At 68.3% G+C, this 21964-nt stretch carries 18 protein-coding genes; 9 read left to right on the top strand and 9 right to left on the bottom strand.

What is annotated here, in order from left to right; all coding sequences use genetic code 11:
• Nucleotides 1–2 precede the first annotated feature (2 nt).
• A complete protein-coding gene (locus ACZ4S3_RS11700; RefSeq protein WP_467930797.1) occupies nucleotides 3–332 on the bottom strand; it encodes a hypothetical protein in 330 nt (109 codons plus the stop codon).
• A 575-nt stretch (nucleotides 333–907) separates the two neighbouring features.
• On the opposite strand from ACZ4S3_RS11700, the gene ACZ4S3_RS11695 reads away from it, so the two are divergent.
• Nucleotides 908–1783: a glycosyltransferase family 2 protein gene (locus ACZ4S3_RS11695; protein ID WP_467930792.1), complete on the top strand. Its 876-nt coding sequence runs from the start codon at nucleotides 908–910 to the stop codon at nucleotides 1781–1783.
• Between the two features lie 137 nt (nucleotides 1784–1920).
• Here ACZ4S3_RS11695 and ACZ4S3_RS11690 read toward each other — a convergent pair whose 3' ends face one another.
• Nucleotides 1921–3717: an NAD-dependent epimerase/dehydratase family protein gene (locus tag ACZ4S3_RS11690; RefSeq protein ID WP_467930787.1), complete on the bottom strand. Its 1797-nt coding sequence runs from the start codon at nucleotides 3715–3717 to the stop codon at nucleotides 1921–1923.
• Nucleotides 3718–3923: 206 nt separating this feature from the next.
• On the opposite strand from ACZ4S3_RS11690, the gene ACZ4S3_RS11685 reads away from it, so the two are divergent.
• The 3 genes from ACZ4S3_RS11685 to ACZ4S3_RS11675 are packed head-to-tail and all read left to right on the top strand — an operon-like array spanning nucleotide 3924 to nucleotide 6570.
• Nucleotides 3924–4994, top strand: coding sequence for an NAD-dependent epimerase/dehydratase family protein (locus tag ACZ4S3_RS11685; protein ID WP_467930783.1), 1071 nt, complete (start codon nucleotides 3924–3926; stop codon nucleotides 4992–4994).
• Nucleotides 4995–5044: 50 nt separating this feature from the next.
• Nucleotides 5045–5539 (top strand): NUDIX domain-containing protein, encoded by a 495-nt coding sequence (locus ACZ4S3_RS11680; RefSeq protein WP_467930780.1) that lies wholly within the window; start codon nucleotides 5045–5047, stop codon nucleotides 5537–5539.
• Nucleotides 5539–6570: a mevalonate kinase family protein gene (locus ACZ4S3_RS11675; protein WP_467930778.1), complete on the top strand. Its 1032-nt coding sequence runs from the start codon at nucleotides 5539–5541 to the stop codon at nucleotides 6568–6570. Before ACZ4S3_RS11680 ends, ACZ4S3_RS11675 begins: the two co-directional genes overlap by 1 nt.
• On the opposite strand, the gene ACZ4S3_RS11670 is transcribed toward ACZ4S3_RS11675, so the two are convergent.
• The 4 genes from ACZ4S3_RS11670 to ACZ4S3_RS11655 all read right to left on the bottom strand — a co-directional run bounded on the left by ACZ4S3_RS11670 (nucleotide 6567) and on the right by ACZ4S3_RS11655 (nucleotide 11054).
• Nucleotides 6567–7664, bottom strand: coding sequence for a radical SAM protein (locus ACZ4S3_RS11670; RefSeq protein WP_467930773.1), 1098 nt, complete (start codon nucleotides 7662–7664; stop codon nucleotides 6567–6569). The genes ACZ4S3_RS11675 and ACZ4S3_RS11670 overlap by 4 nt on opposite strands.
• A 135-nt stretch (nucleotides 7665–7799) precedes the next feature.
• A complete protein-coding gene (locus tag ACZ4S3_RS11665) occupies nucleotides 7800–8666 on the bottom strand; it encodes a carbohydrate ABC transporter permease (protein WP_467931563.1) in 867 nt (288 codons plus the stop codon).
• A 20-nt stretch (nucleotides 8667–8686) separates the two neighbouring features.
• Nucleotides 8687–9688, bottom strand: a complete 1002-nt coding sequence (locus tag ACZ4S3_RS11660) for a carbohydrate ABC transporter permease (protein ID WP_467930769.1) — start codon at nucleotides 9686–9688, stop codon at nucleotides 8687–8689.
• A 64-nt stretch (nucleotides 9689–9752) separates the two neighbouring features.
• Nucleotides 9753–11054, bottom strand: a complete 1302-nt coding sequence (locus tag ACZ4S3_RS11655) for an extracellular solute-binding protein (RefSeq protein WP_467930764.1) — start codon at nucleotides 11052–11054, stop codon at nucleotides 9753–9755.
• Between the two features lie 416 nt (nucleotides 11055–11470).
• Between ACZ4S3_RS11655 and ACZ4S3_RS11650 the strand changes: the two genes are divergently transcribed.
• Nucleotides 11471–12517 carry a serine/threonine protein kinase gene (locus tag ACZ4S3_RS11650; RefSeq protein ID WP_467930759.1) on the top strand — a complete coding sequence of 349 codons (1047 nt, stop codon included), beginning with the start codon at nucleotides 11471–11473 and terminating at the stop codon, nucleotides 12515–12517.
• A 16-nt stretch (nucleotides 12518–12533) separates the two neighbouring features.
• Nucleotides 12534–13256 (top strand): HAD family hydrolase, encoded by a 723-nt coding sequence (locus ACZ4S3_RS11645; protein ID WP_467931559.1) that lies wholly within the window; start codon nucleotides 12534–12536, stop codon nucleotides 13254–13256.
• Here ACZ4S3_RS11645 and ACZ4S3_RS11640 read toward each other — a convergent pair.
• On the bottom strand, nucleotides 13240–14709 hold the full coding sequence (locus tag ACZ4S3_RS11640) for a N,N-dimethylformamidase beta subunit family domain-containing protein (protein WP_467930753.1): 1470 nt from the start codon (nucleotides 14707–14709) through the stop codon (nucleotides 13240–13242). The two genes, ACZ4S3_RS11645 and ACZ4S3_RS11640, sit on opposite strands and share 17 nt — an antisense overlap.
• Before the next feature lie 211 nt (nucleotides 14710–14920).
• Here ACZ4S3_RS11640 and ACZ4S3_RS11635 point away from each other — a divergent pair, with 211 nt between their 5' ends.
• Entirely contained in the window at nucleotides 14921–15769 is an 849-nt protein-coding gene (locus tag ACZ4S3_RS11635) for a class I SAM-dependent methyltransferase (RefSeq protein WP_467930751.1), read from the top strand.
• 40 nt (nucleotides 15770–15809) lie between these two features.
• A complete protein-coding gene (locus ACZ4S3_RS11630) occupies nucleotides 15810–16586 on the top strand; it encodes a GNAT family N-acetyltransferase (protein WP_467930746.1) in 777 nt (258 codons plus the stop codon).
• On the opposite strand, the gene ACZ4S3_RS11625 is transcribed toward ACZ4S3_RS11630, so the two are convergent.
• On the bottom strand, nucleotides 16537–17664 hold the full coding sequence (locus ACZ4S3_RS11625) for a hypothetical protein (RefSeq protein ID WP_467930741.1): 1128 nt from the start codon (nucleotides 17662–17664) through the stop codon (nucleotides 16537–16539). The two genes, ACZ4S3_RS11630 and ACZ4S3_RS11625, sit on opposite strands and share 50 nt — an antisense overlap.
• Nucleotides 17665–18267: 603 nt before the next feature.
• Here ACZ4S3_RS11625 and ACZ4S3_RS11620 point away from each other — a divergent pair.
• A complete protein-coding gene (locus tag ACZ4S3_RS11620; protein ID WP_467930736.1) occupies nucleotides 18268–18513 on the top strand; it encodes a hypothetical protein in 246 nt (81 codons plus the stop codon).
• A 44-nt stretch (nucleotides 18514–18557) separates the two neighbouring features.
• Here the strand turns inward: ACZ4S3_RS11620 and ACZ4S3_RS11615 are convergent, their stop codons facing one another.
• Nucleotides 18558–21836: a DEAD/DEAH box helicase gene (locus ACZ4S3_RS11615; RefSeq protein ID WP_467930731.1), complete on the bottom strand. Its 3279-nt coding sequence runs from the start codon at nucleotides 21834–21836 to the stop codon at nucleotides 18558–18560.
• Nucleotides 21837–21964 lie beyond the last annotated feature (128 nt).

The following is a 21964-nucleotide window of genomic DNA, read 5'->3' as shown; positions in this document are numbered from 1 at the left end:
GATCATCCCATTGCTTCGGATTCCCCCTGCGCGAACGCGGTGCGGCAGCGTTCAACCTGTTCGGCCACCCGCTCCATGAACCAGTGCGTGATCGCGTAGGGGATGACGTGCTCGTCATGGCTGTGAATGTGGATCGTCGGTTCCAGGTCTGGATCCTCGTCGGGGATGTATGCCGCAAGGAAGGCCCTGCCGGCCCGGTAGGTGACGGGGTTCGGGGATTCGGCCTGCACGAGAACGGCGTCGCTCAGCTCCAGGCACCACGCGTCGTCGGGCAAGGCGTAGTGGTGCCGGACAGCGTAGTGACGTCCGTCGTGTTCTCGCAGCTCAGGCATGACCGCAGGCTGCCACAGCTGTCAGGCCGGAGTCGCGCCGATACCGATCCGGGCCCCCAGAGCTGTAACCGTGCACTTCAACTCCGGTTACGGGACAACCCTTGGGTGAGAAGTCGTATCAGGCCGAGATCGCCCCGTGGGGGGAGACGTTCATTTTTCTGGTATCCAAAGCACGCAATCCCATGGGGAGTTGCCAGCAGCGCGCCAGCACCTCCTTGGCGATACACCGCAGCATGACGACAGCAAGTCATCATGGTATTCCGATCGTCCGTGCTCAGAGCAACGGCTCGGTCCGCACCCTCTGCGCGGCAGTCAACGGCACAACCAGGACCGAGGATCCGATGATCCGACCGATGCTGCCCAGGCCGCAGGAACAGGATGTTCGATGATGAACTTCGCACGCAGGGCAGTGCTGTAGCGGCGTATGAGCAGGATGGCGGTGGGACACTGGCCACCCGTACGGCGTCCGGCCCTTCGGATGGCAGTACCTGGTGCCTCGCCGGCGTCACGGGTCTGCGACCGGCGTTCCCGGCGGCTAGCATCGCAGGCAGATATCAAGAACGGAGTATTCATCTGTGCGTCATCTGCGCGTAGGCGTCGCCATCTTGACCATGGGGAACCGCCCCGCCGAGTTGCAGGCGCTGCTTGATTCGGTCGCCAAGCAGGACACCCAGGCGACTCACATCGTGGTCGTCGGGAATGGTTCGCCGCTTCCCCCGCTGCCCGACGGCACAACAGGCGTTGAACTGAAGGAGAATCTGGGGGTCTCCGGTGGCCGGAATGTGGCTTTGGAAGAGTTGCGGAGGCTCGGCGATGTGGACGTGGTGGTCGACCTGGACGACGACGGGCTGTTGATCAGTCCGGACGTTTTCAGCCGCTTGGCGGAACTCTACGACCAGGACGGCGAGTTGGGGATCGTGAGTTTCCGCATCGCTGACGAGCGGGGACGTACCCAGCGACGGCATGTCCCCCGGCTGCGGGTCGGCGACCCGGCGTGCGGCGGCCTGGTGACGACTTTCCTCGGCGGCGGACACGCCCTGTCCATGCCGATGCTGGACAGAATCGGCGGGTGGCCCGACGAGTTCTTCTACGCCCATGAGGAAACCGACCTGGCATGGCGGGCCCTGGACGATGGCTGGCGGGTCCGCTACGCACCGGAGGTCGTGCTGCAGCACCCCTGGACATCGCCGACACGGCATGCCGTCTATCACCGCATGGTGGCCAGAAATCGCGTGTGGTTGGCGAAGCGGCATCTCCCAGCCCTCCTGATTCCGGTCTACCTGGGGGTGTGGGCACTGCTCACGGTCGCCCGGAACCGGTCGGTGGCGGGGCTACGGGCATGGGCCGGCGGTTTCATCGAGGGCGTCCGGACGCCATGCGGGAGGCGCAAGCCGATGCGGTGGCGTACGGTGTGGCGGATGACGAGGCTGGGGCGTCCGCCGATCATCTAGGGCCACCTCGGGGCTCCCGTTTCGCGGAACCCCGCAGCAAGACTCCGTGTGCCCGGCTCCCTCTGTGGGCCGGGCACACCGTCGTACTGGCAAAGCGCGTCGGCTGCCCGGGCCAGGACATGCGCGGCGACCAGCCGCTACACGTCCGGGGCGAGCTGGATGCCCTCGTAGGCCAGCCATTGGGCGAAGGTGTGCAGGCCGTAGGTCAGGTCAGTGGTCGCCTTCCAGCCCGGAGGGGCGGGCCGGACCGCCGTTTCTTCGGGACTGGGCCTGGGTGTGTCGGCCGGTGCCGATGTCGTAGCGGCGACCGGTACCGGCCGGACGGCCTTGCGGACCGCTTCGGCCATCTCGGCGACCGTGCAGGGGGCAGTGTCGACGAGCGAGAGCGCACGGTCCGCCGGGGGGGTACGAAGGATCAGTGACAGCGCCTCGACGAGGTCGCTGACGTGCAGGGGACGCAGCAGATCACCGGGGCCCTCGTCGAGGGTCAGTGGCTGGTTGCGCAGGGCATCCCACACCATGCGGCCGATCCGCGAGTCCCGCGAGCAGCCCGGGCCGTACAGGTCTCCTACGTGCAGGGTGTAGGCACCAGCGCCCGCGCCGACGCTCGTACCCAGGCCCGGTGCGCCGGCGCTCCGGGCGAGGATCTCGAAGACGATGCCGCTGCCGTCGCTCCGCTCCCCTCCCCCGCCGCCGCGGAGTGAGCTCAGGTCGATCAGCGCGTCGAATGCCGACGATTCCGGTGCCTGGGGCACCGGTTGCGCGCCGCGGGCCGGGCTCAGGGCCGTGACCCGGTGACCGCGGTCCGCGAGGCCCCGGAGGAGGTGTTCGCCCAAGGGTGTCGCGGAGCCGCGTACCCCGACCCGGAGGGACCGGATGGTCCTGCTCGCGCTCCCCGGCCGGGTGGCCGCTGCCATGCCCGCTTCGATGCCGTCCCGTGTGATCCGTGTCAACTCCTCGCGCAGGTGGGCAATTCGGTCCTCGCTCTGTGCGTAACTGATGCCTCCGGGGCCCACCGTCGCCATCGCCTCAGCGAGTACGGCCGGGTCGGGTGTCCCGCCGTCGAAAACCGATGGGTCGCATCGGTGCGCCTTGCGCCGATGCACGAATCCCATGGTGAACGCGGTGAGCCAGGTCCCCGTAGCGGCGTGTGGGGTGGCGGCTTCGGACATTCGCTTGTTGGCCGATTGGAGCCTTTCCACCCGTACGCCGGAGCCTTCGAGGTACTGCTCGCAGTCGAGATGCAGCCACCGCCGCGGCCCGGGCTCATCCAGGCGCACCGCGCATTGCGCCACGCCATGTTTGAAGAACGGAAGCACTGTCAGGCCGGTAAGCCGGGTCCCTTCCCCCCTGGGGACGTCATCGGGCAGAAAGCACACCGAACGGCGAGGCCCACGGAACGCGTTGCCGGAGATGCTTCCTTGGTCCTCGTGCTCGGCGAGGTTCGGGACCGAGACGTACGACGGGATTCCCTTGCCGCGCAAGTACCGGTACATCAGGATGTCATCAGGCCAGGCATCGAGCCGGCGCCTGCCGTAGGCCACGAATCCGGCGGCCACGCTCCTGGGCAGAATGATCGCCACGCACGGGAAGTACTCGTTGACCGCGCCCACCCAGCGCGCTCCTGCCATGGCACCGAAGCGCACCGCGGCTCCGTTGCGCGAATCCCACAGCGCGAAGAGCGCGAGGGCCGCGTCGGGCATCTCCTCGATCGCCGCCCGTGCACGCTCGAAGAACGCATCGGAAAGGATCATGTCGTCCTGGACGACGAGGTGGTGAGTGGCACCGTCCTCGATCGCCGACCACGCGGACAACGCGGTACGCAGCACGGACGGCCTTCCGGCGGGGTCCGGGTCCATGACGACCCGTAACGATCCGGGTGGCGCGGCATGGGCCAGCCTTTCCGCCGCCTCGAGCCGTTTCGGGTGGGTCATCACGGCGCCGCTCATACGATATCGCGTCACAATTCCTCCGGCCGATTCCGCGGCACCGTCAATGCGGCACCAGGTGGATCCGGACAGTACGGCCGCCCCGATGAGTCCCGCAAGACCGCCGAAATGGCGCTCTGGTCCCGGCATTCCGGGGAAGACATGCTGACCCGGATGATCGAGGCGCGGTCATCTACAGGGAGAGGAATTCCATGTCTGGGACAGCTAATGGCGCCGGGACGGAGACCCGGGAAACGGTCGCCAACCGGCTGGAAAAACTGCGTGACGCCCGGGTGGTGGTCACCGGTGGAGGTGGTCTGGTGGGCAGCAGGCTGGTGGCGTTATTACGTTCTGCCGAAGCCGAGGTAACGGTGCTGGATCGCCTGGATGCATACCCGGAATCGGCGCACACGTTGTTCGGTGTGGAGAAACTCGGCGTCGATGTGGTAGTCGGGGATATCTGCGACCGGGAAACCGTGCGCCAGGTGGTCTCGCACGCGGACTATGTCGTGCACGCCGCGGCCTATGCGGACGTCGCCGCGTGCACCCGGCGCCCCGACATTGCCTTTCGGGCGAACGTACAGGGCACCCAGGTAGTTCTTGAGGAAACCGCGGCTTCCGCAGTCCGCCGACTGGTGCTGGTGTCATCGGCGGCGGTGTACGGCGACGGCGATCCCGGAATCCAGGGGCCACAGGAATTCCGCGAGGACCAGCAGCTGCTTCCCGTCTCCGTCTACGCGAACTCCAAACTTTGGGCGGAGCATCAGACACGGCTTCTGCTCGGTGCCGCGCAGTGCACGGAGTACACGGTGCTGCGCTACTTCTCCGTATACGGCGATCCGCAGATCCCCAAGCCCGGCAGCCATTCGTGGATGGTGGCCTGGCTGTCGATGCAGGCCAGGCTCGGCCGCCCGATGCGGCTGAACGGCGGCGGGGTGCAGGTACGGGACCTGGTCCATGTCGAGGACATCGCCGCCGCCACCGCGCTGGCCCTGATCGAGGAGGGGATGGCCGGACAGACCATCAATGTGGGTACGGGAGTGCCCACTTCGGTGCGGGAAGTGGGCGAGCTCATCGCACCGCACTTCCCACAGTCCCGGTTCATCACCACCCCCCGGCCCGAGGGTGATCCGCTGGGCGGTTTCGCCGCGACGGAGCGGTGCCGTGAGTTGCTGCGATGGTCGCCGCGGATCGGTGTGCGGGAGGGTGTCGAGCGATATGTGCGCTGGCTGACCGCCACACCGGAGGCGGTGCCGGGCTGGCTGACCGGGTCGGCCGCATGACAGCCTGCACCTGGAAAACAGGACAGGGCACCACGAAAGGTGACACTCACGTGAGTTACGCAGGCTCCTACCTCTGGTCCGTGCGTCAGCACGTGGGCAGCCGGCTGCTGCTCGTCCCCGGCGCCCAGGTCCTTGTGCTGGACGAGTCCGGCCGCGGTCTGTTCCAGCGGCGCGCCGACACCGGGGTGTGGGAGCTGCCGGCCGGGGCCTGCGAGGAAGGCAGCGATTTCGCCGGTACGGCGGCACGCGAGCTCGCGGAGGAGACCGGTCTGCGCGTCGAGCGGGCGGACCTGGTCGCCTTCGGTTCACTCTCCGATCCGCGGGTCCACACGCTCACGTACCCCAACGGGGACGTCACCCATTGCTTCGCGCTGTGCTTCCTGGCCCGCCGCTGGTCGGGCGAACTTTCCTTGGGCCGGGACGAGGTGACCGAGGCGGAATTCCGCGATCTTGCGAACCCGCCCGGTCCACTGCATCCGCCCACCGCCGTGGTCCTGGAGATGTTCCAGGCGTTCCACTCGACCGGAAGGTTCCAGGCCAGGTGATGAGCGAGAGTGCGGGACGCGCGGTGGTGCCGTGCCGGGCTTGTCTGTCGGGTGAGGACCTGGACTGGCTGGGCGGCAGATCGGTCAGCCTCGCGCTGGAGCTGACGACGTCGGTCGCCTTATGCCCGCCGGCCTCTCGGCGTTCGGGTGCCGCGGAGCACGACAGTGGGCCGGGGAGCTGGCCGGACCAGGTGTGGGCGTTCCTGCGGCAGCGGCTCCCTGGGCTCGCCACACGGGCCCCCGCGGTGACGGTACGCAGTGCCGCGCCCGCCGCAAGCGGGCTGTCGTCCTCCACCGCGCTGATCGTGGCGCTGTTCCGGGCGTTCGCCGATACCTGCGCCCCGGGGCCACGTGTCTGCGCTCGCACGCTGGCGCAATGGGCCTACGAGTTCGAGTTCGCGATCTTCAACGGCGGCGGGATGGATCATCTCGCGGTCATCGCGGGCGGCGCCCTGCTGCTTGAGGGCAGAACGACCGGGCTTCCGGAGATCCGTGGCCGGGTGGAATTCCCGTCGGACTGGGCCGTCGTGGTCGTCGACTCAGCCACCAGGAAGGACACCAGCGACCATATCCGCTCCGTACGTGAGCAACTGGCTGTCGGCGACCGGCGGCTCGCGCAGTATCTGGTGCGGGCCGATGTGGCGTCTGCGGCGGTGTGGGAGGCCGTACGCGGCCACGATCTCGGTGGACTCGGTGCCGCAATGAGCAACGCCCATGCCGCGATGCGGGATCTCCAGGGGATGTCGACGCCGCTGTTGGAGGAACTGCGGGAGGTGGCACTGCGCTCCGCCGGCCTGCCGCTGAAACTGAGCGGGGCCGGCGGAGGCGGGGCGCTGGTCGGCGTCTGTCCGGTGTCGGATCAAGAGGCGCTCGTCGGGGATCTCCGCCGCGCGCTTGGCCGCGAGCACCCGCTGGCCCGGGTGATTCCCACCCGGGCGGCTACAGGGCTCGCTCCGGAGATCGCGGACGAGCGACGGGGTAAGGCGGACCTGGTGGCGGAGAACACCCCCTGGAGGAATGGCCCGTACTAGATGAACGGGTCGTAGTCGCTGCCGGGCTCCGGCGCCACCGTTCCCGCCCCGATCTCCCCCAGTGCGAGGTTGGAGCGGTGGCGCGCGCAGTGGAATCGGCAGTCCCGGCTCGGGTCCACGATGCCGCGGTCGGAGTTCTGCCAGATCTCCGCCAGGCTGTCGGTCACCGCGTCGCCGATCTTGGCACCGTCGTTGCCGCGGTGGTAGGAGCACACGTACACCCCTGACGGGGTAACGAGGGTGCGCAGTTCGGCCACGCGGCAGCGGTGGTAGTCCTTCTCCTGGACAGGACCGACCCGGGACCGCAGGGACGTCAGGGTCGAGGAGTTGACTATCTGGAAGGACTCGCTCTCCCACTTTGCGGCATCCCGGAGCTGGTCCTCGACGGAGGCGAGGATCTCCGCCGGCATCTGCACGACGTGGTGCCCGTCGTCGAACATGGCCTTGGTCTCGAAGTAGTCGCATCCGATGTCATGGGCAAGCTCCGCGGCCCGCAGCACCTCGTGGTGGTTGCTCACGACACCTCCGTCCTGCTCCTTCCGGGTCATCACGAGGAAGGAGTATCCCAGCGCGCCCTTTTTGTGCTCGGCCAGCAGCCGCATGTTGCCGATGACCTTGTCGAAGACGCTGCGGCCCTTGCGGTCCGGTCGGAAGAGCCGGTAGGTGTCGCTGGTTCCGGCGTCCATGGATACCCGTACCCAGGAAGCGAATTCGGCGAGTTCCGGAAGGTTCTGTTTGATCAGGGTGCCGTTGGTGACCACGCCGATGGCGATGCCGGCCTCGCCGAGGACGCGGAGCACCGCGCGGGTGCCACGGTGCGCCAGCGGCTCGCCGCCGCCGATGAGCACCACTCCGTGTACGGACATCTCCACAAGTTCCCCGGCCAGTTCGACCAGTCGCTCGGGCGTGAAGCGCCCTTGGTTGAGTAACTTCCCGCTGATGCACTCGGGGCACGCCAAGTCACAGAAGGTCGTGGGGTCGAGATCTACCACCAATGGGCCGCTGGACGGCGCCCCGGAAGCCGCTTCGAGGATCCGGGGCCAGCCCGACGGCTGGTACAGCTTGGACACCAGGTCCAGACGGTCGTACGTCACGATGATCTCCTGCGGGTTCGGGAGTGGGCAGTTTGTCCGCGCGGCCGTGGGCCGGCCTTGTCGGGGGCCCTCGGGCGACATCGACCTGGGACAACGGGGGCCGCTGGTGGGGGCCGCCGTGCGTGGTCCTCGTGGTCATCCCTTGACGGCCCCGGCGGCGAGTCCCGCGGCGACCCGGCGCTGGACGAGCGCGAAGAAGACCGCGACAGGGAGCGCGGTGAGAGTGGCGCCCGCCATCAGGCCGCCGTAGTCCGTACCGAAGCTGGTCTGGAATGACACCAGCCAGATACTGAGTGTCTGCTTGTCATTGCTGGACAGCAGCACATACGCGAGGACGTACTCGTTCCACGCCTGGACGAGGGCGTAGATGGACGTGGCCATCAGTCCCGGGGCCAGCAGGGGAAGGGTGACCCGGCGGAAGGCACCCAGTCGGGTGCATCCATCGGCCATCGCCGCTTCCTCCAGCTCCACCGGGATACCTGCGATGAAGCCGCGCATCAGCCAGACCGTGAACGGCAGCATGAACACCAGGTAGGTGAGGATCACGCCGAGCAGGCTGTCGGTCAGTCCGGCTTCGCTGAGCAGCAGGTAGAGGGGGATGACCAGCCCGGCGAGGGGGATCATCTGGATGCCCAGGATCACCAGGACGAAGGCCTTGCGCCCGGCGAAGCGCAATCGCGCGAGGGCGAAGGCGGCAAGGGTGCCGATCATCAGGGAGACCAGCACGGTGCCCACGCCCACGAAGACGCTCGCGCCTACGTTGTCCCAGAAGGTGGGTGTGGCGATGGCCCTGCGAAAGTGTTCCAGCGTCAGCTGCCGCGGCCAGAACGTCGGTGGGATGTGGTGGATCTCCTCGGCCGGCCGGAAGGCGGTCAGCAGCATCCAGTAGATCGGGAACGCCATCACAGCGCTGAAGAGCAGTCCGAGCGCGTTGGCGCCGAAACGGCGGCGCCGGGAGCGCGGGCCGCGCGGCCGGGAACGCTGACCCGGCCGGCCCGGCATCCGGGGACCGGGGGCGATGCTCACTCAGCGTCTCCCATTTTCAGGATCTGGCGCACATAGACGACGGCGCCCGCCAGCAACAGCAGCACCGTGATCACCGCAATGGCGGCCGCCGTGCTGTAGCGGTTGACGGCGAAGGACTCGATGAAGGAGTAGACGCCCAGCAGGTAATACTGCTTCTCAGGCTGGCCGCCACGCATCAGCCAGATCTGGTTGAACACGCCGAAGTCCCAGATCGCGGAGAGCGAAGTGACCAGTACGAAGGCCGGCTTGATGACCGGGAAGGTGACATGCCGGAACAGCTGCAGACCGCGTGCGCCATCGGCCATGGCCGCTTCCTCCAGCTCCGGAGGGATCTGGCTGAGCGCGGCCTGAAGGGTGATGGCGGCGAACGGGACGGCGCCCCAGACGACGACACAGACGATGACCGCGAAGCCTTCCCAGGGGTTGCTGAACCAATTGTGCTTGCTGAAGTCCAGCCCCGGCAGCAGGCCGAGCAGCCAGTTGACGATGCCGAAGTCCGCGTCGGTCAGCCAGCGGAAGATCGAGGCCGCGACCATGATGGGCATGGCCCATACGGCGACCAGCACGCCCGCCATCGTCATCCGCACCCAGGGCGACACCCGGCGCATCAGCAGTGCGGCGAGCGTCGCCAACGCCATGGTGGCGGCGACGCAGACGACCGTGAACAGCGCGGTGCGGCCGACGACGTCCCAGAAGAAGCCGTCGGAGAGGATCGTCCGGTACTGGTCGAGGCCGGCCCAAGGTGGTGCGGTGCCGGCGAACAGCTGCTTGCGGGTCATGTCCTGGAAGGACAGCAACAGAAGGTCGACCAGCGGATATCCAAGGACGACGGCGAGCGCGAGTACGGTCGGCGCGATCAGCAGGTAGGGCAGTGCAACCCGCCTGGCGGCCCGCAGGGTGCCCCGTCCGCCGGGGCGCGCCTTCGCACGCAGGCGGCCTTCAGATGCGCCCGGACCCGGCGGTGCCGTCGTCGGGCGCGGCGGATCTGCGGTTTCCATGGCGTGCGCACTCCTCGAAATGTCCTTCGCGGTCTACATCGCCGTCCTGACACCCGCGTCACTGTCAGTTCTCGTTGATCACCGCGTCGATACGCCGGTCGGCGGCCTGCGCGGCGGCGCGCACCGATTGCTTGCCGGTCGCGATGTCCTGGAGCATCTCCTGCAGGATGTTGGATTTCTCCACCGCTCCCCAGCCGGGGGCGAGCGGTGTGACCCAGCCGCGCTCGGCGGCCCTCGCAGCCGGGCCGTTGACGCCGCCGACTGCCACTTCCCGCAGCTGGGAGGTGTTGTTCGGCAGCGTGTCGGCGGCGATGAGGCGGCGCTGTGACGCGGGGGCGGTGAACATCTTGATCCACTCCCCGGCCAGGTCCTGGTTCTTCGACTTGGCGGGAATCGCCAGCGTCGAGCCGCCCAGGAACGGCGGCAGCAGCTTGCCCGAAGGACCAGGGAAGGCGAAGGTGGCGAACCGGCCACGAAGCGCCGGATCGCCACCGGACCGGCTGTCGGTGGCGGCCTTGGCCTCCCAGGTGTTGCCGTAGAACATCCCGACCCGTCCCTGGCCGACTACCGCCGGTTCGTCACCGTTGTCCTTGGAGCGGTCTCCGACGTAGTAGGCGTCGAGGAGGTCCCGCCAGGACTGCAGTCCGGCGATGGACCGGGCCGAGGACAGCGCGCCGTGCCAGCGTCCGTCCTTTTCGACCGCCATCTCGCCGCCCGCGTCCTTCACGAACGCCATGGCCGCATACCAATAGCGGCCGGGCATGTAGAAGGCGGAGAAATTCTTGTCCTTGGCGCCGAACTTCCGCTTCAGTTTGGTGAGATCCGCGATCAGTTCGGGATAGCTGCGGGGCGCGTGGCCGACGCCGGCCTTCTTGAGCAGGTCGGTGCGGTAGATCCCCACTCGGGCGCCCGCGTAATAGGGGACGCAGTACGTCTTTCCGTCCATCCGGCATGCGTCGTTGAGCGCACCGAGCCACTCCTTGGAATGGTCGAACTTCGCCGGGTCCACGGACGCGAAGGCACCGTTGACGATGTAATTCGTGGTCTCGCTGTTGCCCATCTCGACGACATCCGGCGCATCCTGGCCGGAGAGTGCGGCATCGATTTTCTGATTTTTACTGGTCCACTGCTGGTATTGCACCTTGATATTGATCTTCGGGTATTTCTTGTGGAAGCGCTTGTTGACCGTGGAGACAAGATCCGGCCAGCTTTCCTGGGCATCCACGGTGAGCCAGACCGTCAGATCACCGGAACGCTCCGCGGCGGGAAGCTGCTTGTCGTCGCCTCCGGTACCGCAGCCGGCCAGAGACCCGAGCAATGCAAAGCCAACCAGTGCCGCGCCATACCGGAAGATACGCTCCGCCATGGTCTCCTCCGTCCGGGTTGTCGGAACCGGGTGCCTATCTACCCCGCGCGATCGGGCAATCTACCCAAGGGAAGTTTTCCGGCCAGAAAGTCCGGCCACCGAAAACGACCATCCAGGGAAACGGAAAACCCTCTGGTGGCAGGCCGGACGCCGATCCGACCACCGTACGTGCACTCCTGCGCCGTCGGCGGATTGACGCAAACCCGGCGGTGCGCAAAAGATCCGCCCTTGACGCTGATGCCCCCGCTGCCTCAGCTTTGCCCGGGTGTCTCCCACGTCCCCTATCGAAGGGTCCGCACGTGACTGAGTACGGCACGCCGAACGCAGATCCGGCCACACGGCCTGTGAGGGTCAACGCATGGAACGGCTGGGATCCCCTGCGGCACGTCGTCGTCGGACGGGCCGACAATGCAGTGGTGCAGGCACCCGAGCCCGCGGTGCGACGGGACTTCCCCGATGACGGCTTCCCGCTGGGGACGTACGGCCCGATGCCGGCCGAGATGACCGCCGAGGCCAACGAGCAGCTGGACAACTTCGCCGAGATGCTGCGTGGTCGCGGCATCAGGGTCGACCGCCCGGATCCCGTCGACTTCCATCAGCAGGTCTCCACACCCGACTGGACACAGGACTCGATGTCCGGCTGTATGCCGCCCCGGGACCTGCTCCTCACGGTCGGCAACGAAGTCCTCGAAGCCACCATGTCGTACCGCAGCCGCTGGTACGAGTACCTCTGCTACCGGCCCCTGCTGCAGAAGCTCTTCGACGGCGACCGGAACATGCGCTGGGAGGCGGCCCCCAAGCCGCGTCTGACGGACGCCTCGTACCATCCGGGTTTCTGGGACACCTACAACACCCTTTCCACGCAGGAGCAGTTGGCCCGGGTACGCGATTACGACCTGGTGCTGACCGAGGCCGAGCCGCTGTTCGACGCTGCCGATGTGGCCCGCTTCGGCAAGGACCTCTTCGTCCAGCTGTCGTTCGTCACCAATCGCAGCGGATACGACTGGCTCAAGCGCCACTTCCCCGACCACCGAGTGCATGCGGTGACCTCGACCAACACTCACCCGCTGCATATCGATGCGACCTGGGTACCGCTGCGGCCCGGACTGGTGCTGCACTGCGGTGAGCGTCTGGCGGACGCCGAGTTGATGGAGTTCTTCAAGCTCAACGACTGGGAGATCGTGGAGGCGGTGCAACCGGCCAGTTGGGAGCACCCGCCGAAGCTGTCGTACTGCAGCCCGTGGCTGGCGGGGAACATGCTCAACCTCGACGAGAACACGCTGTGCATCGAGGAGAAGGAAGGGCCGCTGTCCGACCAGCTCGCCTCGTACGGGTTCGAGGTGGTGCCGGTGCCGTTCCGCGCCGTGGGCCCGTTCGGCGGCGGACTGCACTGCGCGACCGTCGACATCGAGCGCGACGGGGAGATGCAGGACTACTTCCCCCGCCGGTACGGACGGTTCTGAGGGACCGTTGAGCGACATGGCGGCCGGGCGGGCCGCGGACATCCGGGGCGTGATCTTCGATTTCTACGGCACGCTCGTCCGCATGGTGCCGCCCTGGCCGCCCAGCCACCGCTCGGTCTTCGCCCGCAGGGGCCTGGCCGAGGCCGGGGAGAAGTGGGGCGACCAGTGGGCGGTCGGGCCACGGGACGGTGAGTGGCACGCGGTGCAGTCTGCTAGCCAAGAGACCTACCATGCCTGGGAGTTGGACCGACTACGGCAGCGGGCACGTGCCTGTGGGGTGCCTGCGGGCAAGGTGAACGGCTTGGCCGCGGACATCGACCGGGTGATGAAGGACCTCCGGCTGGCGCTCTTCCACGATGTGCTCGATGTGCTGGCGGAACTGCGGGCGCGGGGGCTGACGGTGGCGGTCTGCTCGAACTGGTTCTGGGACCTGGACCGGGCGATGGAGGACGTCGGCCTGGCGGAGGTGGTGGAGGTGGCGGTCACCTCCGCCCGTGCCGGTGCCCGCAAGCCACACCCCCGCATCTACCGGGCGGTTCTCGACCGCTGTGGTCTGCGACCCGAACAGGCCCTGTTCGTCGGGGACATGTGGGAGTCGGACGTACTGGGCCCGCTGGCGGCCGGGATGCGAGCCGCGCATCTGTGGCGTGCGGACCGGGCCGTCGAGGGTGTGGCCCCGCCGGTTCCGGAACGGGCCGCGCGGATCGCCACCCTGCACGAGGTCATCGGCCTGCTGTAGCCGGGCCGCCGAGGCGGTCCAGGAGGTTGCGGGTCACGCGGACGACGCCTGCGTCCAGTTCGCGGCCGCAGACCACCGGCCAGTCGGTGGTCCCGGCCGTGAACACCGTGCCACCGGTGGTGGTATAGAGCCCCATGGTGGCTGCGCGCGGGCCGGTGCCGGCCGGCTCACGCGCGGGGCAGTTCCAGTGTCCCCACTTGAGGTGATGGAAGTCTTCGTTCACCGGATCCAGGAGGTAGATGCCGAGAATGAGGAAGGAGTCCGGGGTGCCGTCCACGCCGGTGGCGCGGGCGATGCCGTCGGCGTCGCGGACGAAGGCTGCGCCGTCACATTCGTAGCCGATCAACGCGGTCCCCGCGCCGAGCGCGTCGGGGCTCCCACCGTCCGATCCGTCGCGCAGTCCCGTTCCCTCGAAGACCCAGTGATCGGCGTGCTGCACCGTATATCCCGCCCGTGGCCGGTCGCCTGGCCACTCTCCCGGCCACATACCGCCGTTGCGCAGGCTGACCCCGGTCAGGCTGTTCTCGGGTGCACCGACGCCGTCGGGCGGCTCCGGCCACCACAGGTCCGTAGCCGGGAGGTGCGGGTAGGTGTCCCCCACATGGTGATCGGTGTCCGTGACGAACGCAGTGTTCCCATCGGTCAGATGGACCCGCCACCAGCAGGTGTTGGCGCTGAGGAACGCGACGTTGCCGCCCGCGCGCACGAACGACGCCACGTGCTCGCGCATCGCCGTGCTCCAGTACTCGTCATGCCCGACGCTGAGCAGCAGGTCATACGGGGCGAGCAGGTCCGGGTCCTCGTGCAGATCGAGGTCGGTGCAGTATTCGACGTCGTAACCGGTGCGCTCCAGCCAGGCGATGAACGGGGCGTCCCAGTAGGCGAGATCAATGACGCCACCGGGGCGGTGCATGCTGAGTCGGTGGCCGCGCCGCCGGCCGACGCCGCCCGCGTCGTACACCGGGTTGTCGTAGAGGCTGCTGGCGCGCTGCAGGTCCGCGCGATCCGAGCGGTTGTAGGCGTGCCGCGTGAAGGTCGATTTCTTGTAGAGGATCCGGGAGGTGAGCGCGGGGCGCCGCGGTCTGACGATGAAGAACTCGCGTCCGAATCCTTCGATTCCGGTGTCGTCGAGAAGCGGCGTGGCCGTCGCGGCATGACCTTCGCCTTCGATGAAGTGGACGAGATAAACACCCGGTTGCCAGTCGTCGGGTATCGGCACGCGGTAGGGCGGCCAGTCCCAGTCCACGGCGGGCGAGGCGTGCTCGGCGATGCCGTCGGGATGCGGTGGCGCGGTCCGTAAGACTCCCGGAAAGGGGCCGGACTCCGCAACGAAGTTCAGTTCACTCCCGAGTCGGTAGAAACGGACGCGGAATTTGGACGCATCCGTGGAGATATGGAGCAGCAGAATCCTCCCGGCCCTCACACTTTCCCGTCCCACATACCCTTCGATCATGTGTACTCCCATCCCTCATCTTGCAGAATTCCGCTTCGCCCTCTTCTCGGCGCGTCATGCTAGGCGATACGTCAACCCGTAACAATGGGGCCGGCGAGACCAGCCGTCCTCCAGCGAATTCCGGACAAGGAGGTTACCGCGCGACTGTCGTCGCGGCGGCGGGGGTAGTGCGGCAGGGACGGCAAACGGCTACTCTCCGCGAGGGGTATCGATGGGCAGTGAATTCCGGGTTCGTGAACTCGTTCTGGGCATTGAGGGTCTGGCTCTGCTGCGTCACGCGATGGGCGGGGACGAGAATTTCCTGGAAGATCGGGTGGCGGAAATCCGTAAATTCGCCAACGGGCAGGGGGCGGACCTTCCGGACGGCGGGGCGGCCGTGAGCGAGCTCGACGCCGCGGCCGGCTATGCGTCGTGGTCCGCCGTCTACGACTCCCTGCCGAGCTCCTACATCGAAGTCGAGGAGCCGGTGGTCCACGGTCTGTTGGACAAGGGCCCGGTGGGGACCGCCCTCGACGCGGCATGCGGCACGGGGCGCCAGACGGCGGCCCTGACGGCCCGCGGCTACCGCACCATTGGGGTGGACCAGTCACCGGAGATGCTCGAAAGGGCCCGCCACAACGCTCCGGACGCCGAATACCGTGAAGGGCGCCTGGAGCAACTGCCGCTGGCCGACGACTCCGTCGACCTCGCGGTCTGCGCCCTCGCCATGACGCATCTGCCGGACCTGAACGCGGGAGTCGCGGAACTGGCACGCGTCGTCCGGCCGGGCGGCCGGGTCATCATCACCGATATGCACCCGTTCGTCATCTCGCTACAGGGCCAATGTCTTTTCGTACACGGCACCGACCGGCTGGCATTCGTGCGTAACCACGTACATCTGCCCAGCAGCTATCTGAACGCTTTCGCTTCGGCGGGACTCGACGTGCGGTCCTGTTTCGAACCCGTTTTCAACGGGCGATTGGCTCCCGGGGGTTATGAGGAGTCCATCGCGGATGCCGCCCGCGCCGCCTGGGACGGTATTCCGCTCGTCGTCATCTGGGAAGCGGTCTCCCCCTCCTGATCTTCCTGCCCTCATCCCGGCATGACAGAAAGGGTCGGCAATGACCGTCCGTATGGTGCGTCACTCCGAGTATCCCGAACTCTGGGACCGCATCCCCGAACTCTTCGCCGGAGTGGTCCCGGAATACAACCTGCACGGCGACATCAACAACGACTACTGGACACGTCTCTTCGATGATCTGCCGGAGTATCAATTCGTTCTGTACGACGAGGAGAACGACGACATCCTGGGTGCCGGGCGCGCACTTCCCCGCACCTGGGACGGCACCCCCGAAGGTCTGGGCACCGGGCTCGACGAATCGATCGCGGCGGCCTTTCGCGACCACGATTCCGGGGCCGAGCCGGCTGCGTTGTGCGCCCTGGGAATCGAGATCCCGCACGCGCACCAGGGAAAGGGACTCTCCAAGATCCTGCTGAACCGGATGGCTGACCTGGCCCGACCCGACGGCCTGGGCCATGTGATCGTGCCGGTCCGCCCCACCTGGAAGGACCGCTATCCGCTCGTCCCCATCGAGCGATACGCAGCCTGGACCCGTGCCGACGGCTCGCCCTTCGATCCCTGGATCCGCACCCAGGTACGGCTCGGCGGAGTGATCGCCGCCGCCGTCGCCCGCTCGTCACGCATCACCGGCACGGTGACCGAATGGGAGGCGTGGACCGGGATGGCGTTTCCCGACGACGGGGAGTACGTCTTCCCGGGTGGGCTGGGCACCCTGCGCATCGACCACGGAGTGGACCGGGGTGCCTACTGGGAGCCGTGCGTCTGGATCACGCACGAGGTGCGTCAGCAGGATCCAGAAGCAGGCTCCCGCACCTGATCGCGCTCCAGGCGTACGCCATGAGCAGTTCGGCGTGCGCCGGGAGTACGTCCGGACGCCGCTCGGGCGGCAGCCCCGCCAGGCCGACGGTCGACACGGCCGCATCGCGCAGCCGCCCGGCCGCAGAACCGGCCGCGGCCCGGATGCCCGCGGTCCGACCGGCGTGCCGGCGGGCGGCGTCCTCGGCCTGTCTGCCCAGGAGCAGACAGTGGATCCACAGCTCCGCCGCGAACGCCGCGCCGAAAGCACTGCCCACCGCGTCCGCCACATCCGTGGGGCAGTTGCGCCGCGCGATATCGCGCAGCTGCCCCTCCGCGAGACCGGTGCCCGGCAGCGCATCCTGCCACCGGGTGTGCCGGCGTGGATCGGCGGCGCTCTCCTGGCCTGCCGGCCGCAGATAGCCCTCGCCGTACCGCATGTACGGAAGCCAGTCCAGCTCCTCCAGGACCCACCCATGGCCGAGCAGCGGGCGGGCGTCCGCAGCGCCGACCGGGCAGGCGGCCCGCCGGACCCCTTGTGACGCATGGCCGTTGATCGAACTGGTTCCGATGTGCTCGACGACATTGGGCACGGCCAGCAGGCCCGCCCTCCCCACCTTGCGCAAGAAGGCGGCCATCACCTCATCGTCATGGCGCTCCGTACTGTCCCGGGCGAACTGGCGGAATTCCTCCGCCCTGCCGGTTGGCAGGCAGATGGCCAGCGTCGGTGCGAATTCCTCCGGGACGGCGCGCACCCAGCCTGCCCCGGCCAGCGCGGCGAGCCGGGACGCCGCGCCATTGCGCGCGTGCCAGTTCGTGTAGAAGATCAGCGCGTCGTCCGGAAACCGCGCCACCGAGCCGGCGACGACGTCGAGCAGTTCGGGCGGCGCGGCCACATCGTCCTGCACCACCAAGTGGTGCGTCGCCGTCCCGGATACGGCGGCCCAGGCCACCAACGCTGTCCGTAACGCCGAAGGATCACCGTCGGGATCCGGATCCAGGGCCAGGCCCCCCAGACCGAGCCGGGTGCTCAACTCTTCGGCCTGGATCCTGCGCACAGGATGGGTCATGACAGCCGAACTGACCCGAGCGGTGGTCATCCAGGCACTCCTTCACATCGCGTCATCTCGCGGCCAAATGGGCGGGCACGCCGTTCTCCACAGCCGGTCACCGGGCGACTCATCGTGACAGACGGCCAGGCTGCTCCCCGGCGGGTAGGGAAACAACGTCCGGATCCTGACGGTGAGGGGGGCCTCAATGGACTTCGCGAAGCTGCCCGCCTCTCGAAGCAGGCCTCCGGGGACGCGATACACGACGCCGACCCCAGGGCCTTACAACCATCCTGTTAGCGTTAACGCTCAGCCAACGGAACTGATTCTTCTCGTATTCGATCCAGTCCGCCGGGCCGTCGGAGAACATGTATCCGTCGCGGCGGCGCCAGATGATCGCACGGACCAACGCTCACAACCACCATTTCAGCAGGCAGCATCTGCGTGAGTGCTGTACTGGCAGCAGACGAAGAACCTTCTTTGTTCCTACAGCCCAAAGAAACTTGGGTTCTTCTAGAGCCTCAAGTCAGTTGACTGGAGGGAGCTTCGCCCCTCCAGGCAACCCAGACTCGCAGTCACTGTCCACAATCACTCAGGAACCTTCCGGCGGCATTCGCCGCGAATCTGCGCGGCTCCCGGACCAGCCACGGACCAATGGGAGCGCTACGCCGCGTCGGCGGCCCCAGGCGTATCCGCGATGCGAGCCAACTGGGCCAGCTCCTCCCACCCATCCGTCTCGGCCTGGCCAGGTTGGAGGTCACCCTCGTCACCTGGCCGCACCTACAGGGGGATTGGACCTCCGTCGTCCATCCCATGCTGCGCGAAGTGGTCGGACTCCACACGGCGCTGTCGGTGACGCTCGACGCTCTCGACCTCGCCGACCACCTGGCCGGCACCTGACCTCACCAACCAACCGCGAAGGGCTGCCCCGACCGGGACGGCTCTCAGACCAAGCCGCTGTACGCTGCCAACCAGCCTGTGGCCAAGTGGTCGCTCCGAGTGAAGACGGCCGCGCCACGGTGGCCGCCCTCCGGGTCGTCCGGTGCCGGGCGTGGGTAGGGGAGTTCGACCGGGGCGCGCTCGACCGGGTGAAACTCCACCGAGGTGCCGTCCCACAGCCGTATGGTCGCGCCACGCGGGCAGTCCCGGACCAGGACACCGTCCGGGCCCGAGGCCAGGAGCGCGCCCGTCGTACGCTCTGCGAGGAGTCGCCGATAGTGCTGGGCGGGCAGGGCGCAACCGTTGGGGGGCGTGGTGCCCGGCCAGTCGGGGGCGCCTATGCCTCGTTTGCGGGCGGCACGCCACATCTGCGGCACGAGCCGGGTGGCGAGCGGCGCGGTGGCCATCTGCTCGCAGATCCACAACAGGCGCCCGGCGCCGCGGCGCGGGCCGAGTTCACGCCAGCGGATCCGGGCGGCCAGGTCGGCGGCGACGACGGCGGCCCAGGGGTGCACGGTGCCGAGCGGGCCCTGCGCGCCGAGCCAGGCCAGGTAGCGCTGGGACTCCTCATAGATGCCGGTGAGGCTCTCGGAGGGAATGCCGAGGACGTACGGGGAGCGGGTGCGGAATACCTTGGGGCTGTGCGCGACCAGAAGCAGTACTGCCCGCGCCAGGTCCCCGGCGGCCACTGGTTCGTCCACCGGCCGCGTCGGGGCGTCGCCCGCCTCCGGGTCCGGGAGGTCCAGGTGGCTGCCGTTGCGCAGCACCCGCAGCAGCACGGCGCGGGCCCGGTCGGTGAACTGGGCCTGTTCCAGGTTCGGCAGGTGCGTGGCGAGCAGTGCAGTGAGCAGCTGCTCGGCCTCGTCCGGGTCCTGGGGCACGGGGGCGGCGCGCAGCGCGTCGGACAACTCGTCGGCGAGGTCGGTGGCGAGCATGAAGCGGCTGGTGAGGGTGCCGAGCTCGGTGGCCACGAGGGTATCGTCGTGCTCAAGGCCGGGGCTACGGCGTAGGTAGCGGGCCTCGGTGAGGAACTCGACGGCGTCGTACAGCGGGTCGAAGCTTTCGTTGCCCTGGTGGTAGGAGAGGGTGCGGGTCCACCAGTTCTCGGCCTCGCGGAGCGTGCGCACGCGGCCCTGCACCGCCTCGGCCAGCAGGTGGTCGGGCAGGCGTTCGCGGATGCGCGAGCGCACGGTGTAGCCGGCGGCCAGACGGGCCTGCCACTCGGGCCGGTCGGTGCCGTCGGTGAGGAGGAAGGCCCAGCCCTCGCGCTCCCCGGCGCCGACGCGCCCGGCGCGGCCGAACATCTGCTGGACCATGGACACTTCGACTCGTTCCAGGCCGATCTCGGTGTCACGTACGACGACGGCCCGGGCGGGCAGGTTGACCCCGGCCGCCACGGTGGACGTCGCCACCAGGGCGTTTGCCTCGCGGTTCCGGAATGCCTGTTCGGCCTCGCGCTTGTGGGGCCAGTCCCGGTAGTGGATGCGCACGCCCGTCAGCGAGCAGAGCCGCTCGACGACCTCCGGGTCGTCCTTGTCGACACCCTTGGTGCGGGCCCCGCGCGCCTCGGCGAGGGCGAGCGCGGTCATGCGCACGCCGCGTTTGCTGCCGCAGAACACCAGGGCGCTGCCGCCCTCATCGGCGATGGTGCGGACCTGACGTACGGCGGCGCGGGTGCGGGCCGCAGCGCGGGCGCCCCGGTCGCTGTTGGTGGACGCGGCGGGGACGGGTATCTGCCAGATCAGCCGGGTGGGCCGCCACGTGGTGCGCACAAGGCGGGCGCCAAGCCAGTCGGCGACCTCGTCAGCATTGGCGACCGTCGCGGACAGGCCGACGACACGCACCTGTCCGGTGTCCTCGCCGACGCGAGCAAGCAGGGCCTCCAGGACAGGGCCGCGGCCAGGGTCGCCGAGCAGGTGGATCTCGTCGACGACGAGGCAGCCGACGTCGGCGAGGGCGTCGCGCAGCGAGCCAGTGCGGCAGATGGCCTCGAACTTCTCGGTGGTGGCGACCCAGATATCGGCCTTGCGGATCAGCTCGGCGTCGACGGCGTACTCGCCGGTGAGGCGCACCACGCTCAGTCCGTTGCTGCGCCACAGGTCGAGTTCATGGTCGAGTTCGTCGGTCAGGGAGCGCTGCGGCACGAGCCAGGCGGCCTTGCGGCCCTGTGCGTTGGCCTTGAGGGCGGCGACCATGCCGATCGGGGTCTTGCCCGCGCCGGTCGGGGCGACAACCAGGACGTTCCCGTCGTTCTCGAGGATCGCTGGGACGGCGTCGGCCTGCGCCGGATTGAACGTCGGGTACTTCAGGAACCGCGACCAGCCCGGCGGCACCAGGTCGGCCACCGGGACGTAGGCGTCGTCGGCGTCCTCGGGCAATTCCTCCAGAGCGTCCCACTGCAGCGCGAACGCGTCACGGGCGGCATGAGCGCCGGGACCCGCGACCGGGGCCGCTGGCAGCGGGCCGGAGCGGACGGGCCGCGCGACGAGGTCGGTTCGTTGCCCCAGGTCGCTGACGGTGCCGACGACTTCTGACTCCTGCCAGTGCCGTGCACAGCGGTACGGAATGTCCTCGTCGGTCAGGTACGCGCGTAGGACGTCGAATTCCGGACCGTCCGGCATGATGACGCGGATGTCCTCAGCCGCATCGATAGCCTCGAAGGATGGCCGCCAGTGCGGGTCGGTCACCTTGCACCAGTACAGGAGCCGCAGTTCAGGGTCGGCCGGCAGCGGCAGGTCGGCGGGCCAACTGGGTCCGGGTGAAGTCAGGTTGGAGGCAATGATGCGTGCGGGGCCGGGCGTAGGGCGGCGTGTCGCACCGGGGGAGGCATAGATCGGTCTGATGGTCAGGCCGCCCGGCTCATCACCCGTGGGGCACGGGCCGAGCAGCATGTCCCAGGCATCGTCGGCATCGGGGCCGGGATTCGGCTTCGCGGCGGGAGTGGGTGTGGGCGCCTTTGCCCAGCCGCTGTGGCCCATGAGTTTGTCGTACGTCTTCACGCCGAGATCCGCGAGGGCGTAGGCAGCGGGGCAACGCGGGCAGACGACGGCGACGTAGCGGTAGACGCGCCCTTGGGACTCGTACGGCCTGCGCAGTGAGTGCAGTTCGCCGCCGCAGGCGGGGCAGCGGCGCGGGACCTTCTCCTCGTAGCTCCAGCCCGGCTCCTCGAATCGGGCCGGCAGCGGGTCGGTCAGGCGGGCCCCCCACCGCATGCGGACCAGGTCCGGTACGGATTCCCCCGACGCGGCCGCTCCATCCTGCTTTCCCCCATCAGCCATGCGCATGAACCAACTCTGGCACAGGGGCCACCGTGGAGCGAGTGATCGCTCACACATGGTGAGAACGGCCAGCACAACCCCCGGATTCCGGCTGGATGTTCTACGGTCGTCGGTGCGGGGCAGCGGCGCACGGA

The sequence above is a fragment of the Streptomyces sp. NPDC028368 genome, assembly GCF_055565615.1.
The sequence above is the reverse complement of the archived record's forward strand: the minus strand, read 5'-3'. Positions and strand labels throughout refer to the sequence as shown.

Excerpts from the sequence above, each read along its gene's own strand:
- ACZ4S3_RS11655 (WP_467930764.1), bottom strand. The coding sequence starts at position 11,054 with ATGGCGGAGCGTATCTTCCGGTATGGCGCGGCACTGGTTGGCTTTGCA.
- ACZ4S3_RS11625 (WP_467930741.1), bottom strand. The coding sequence starts at position 17,664 with ATGACCACCGCTCGGGTCAGTTCGGCTGTCATGACCCATCCTGTGCGC.
- ACZ4S3_RS11660 (WP_467930769.1), bottom strand. The coding sequence starts at position 9,688 with ATGGAAACCGCAGATCCGCCGCGCCCGACGACGGCACCGCCGGGTCCG.
- ACZ4S3_RS11630 (WP_467930746.1), top strand. The coding sequence starts at position 15,810 with ATGACCGTCCGTATGGTGCGTCACTCCGAGTATCCCGAACTCTGGGAC.
- ACZ4S3_RS11685 (WP_467930783.1), top strand. The coding sequence starts at position 3,924 with ATGTCTGGGACAGCTAATGGCGCCGGGACGGAGACCCGGGAAACGGTC.
- ACZ4S3_RS11620 (WP_467930736.1), top strand. The coding sequence starts at position 18,268 with ATGGGAGCGCTACGCCGCGTCGGCGGCCCCAGGCGTATCCGCGATGCG.
- ACZ4S3_RS11665 (WP_467931563.1), bottom strand. The coding sequence starts at position 8,666 with ATGCCGGGCCGGCCGGGTCAGCGTTCCCGGCCGCGCGGCCCGCGCTCC.
- ACZ4S3_RS11645 (WP_467931559.1), top strand. The coding sequence starts at position 12,534 with ATGGCGGCCGGGCGGGCCGCGGACATCCGGGGCGTGATCTTCGATTTC.
- ACZ4S3_RS11675 (WP_467930778.1), top strand. The coding sequence starts at position 5,539 with ATGAGCGAGAGTGCGGGACGCGCGGTGGTGCCGTGCCGGGCTTGTCTG.
- ACZ4S3_RS11690 (WP_467930787.1), bottom strand. The coding sequence starts at position 3,717 with ATGACCCACCCGAAACGGCTCGAGGCGGCGGAAAGGCTGGCCCATGCC.
- ACZ4S3_RS11635 (WP_467930751.1), top strand. The coding sequence starts at position 14,921 with ATGGGCAGTGAATTCCGGGTTCGTGAACTCGTTCTGGGCATTGAGGGT.
- ACZ4S3_RS11640 (WP_467930753.1), bottom strand. The coding sequence starts at position 14,709 with ATGATCGAAGGGTATGTGGGACGGGAAAGTGTGAGGGCCGGGAGGATT.
- ACZ4S3_RS11615 (WP_467930731.1), bottom strand. The coding sequence starts at position 21,836 with ATGCGCATGGCTGATGGGGGAAAGCAGGATGGAGCGGCCGCGTCGGGG.
- ACZ4S3_RS11700 (WP_467930797.1), bottom strand. The coding sequence starts at position 332 with ATGCCTGAGCTGCGAGAACACGACGGACGTCACTACGCTGTCCGGCAC.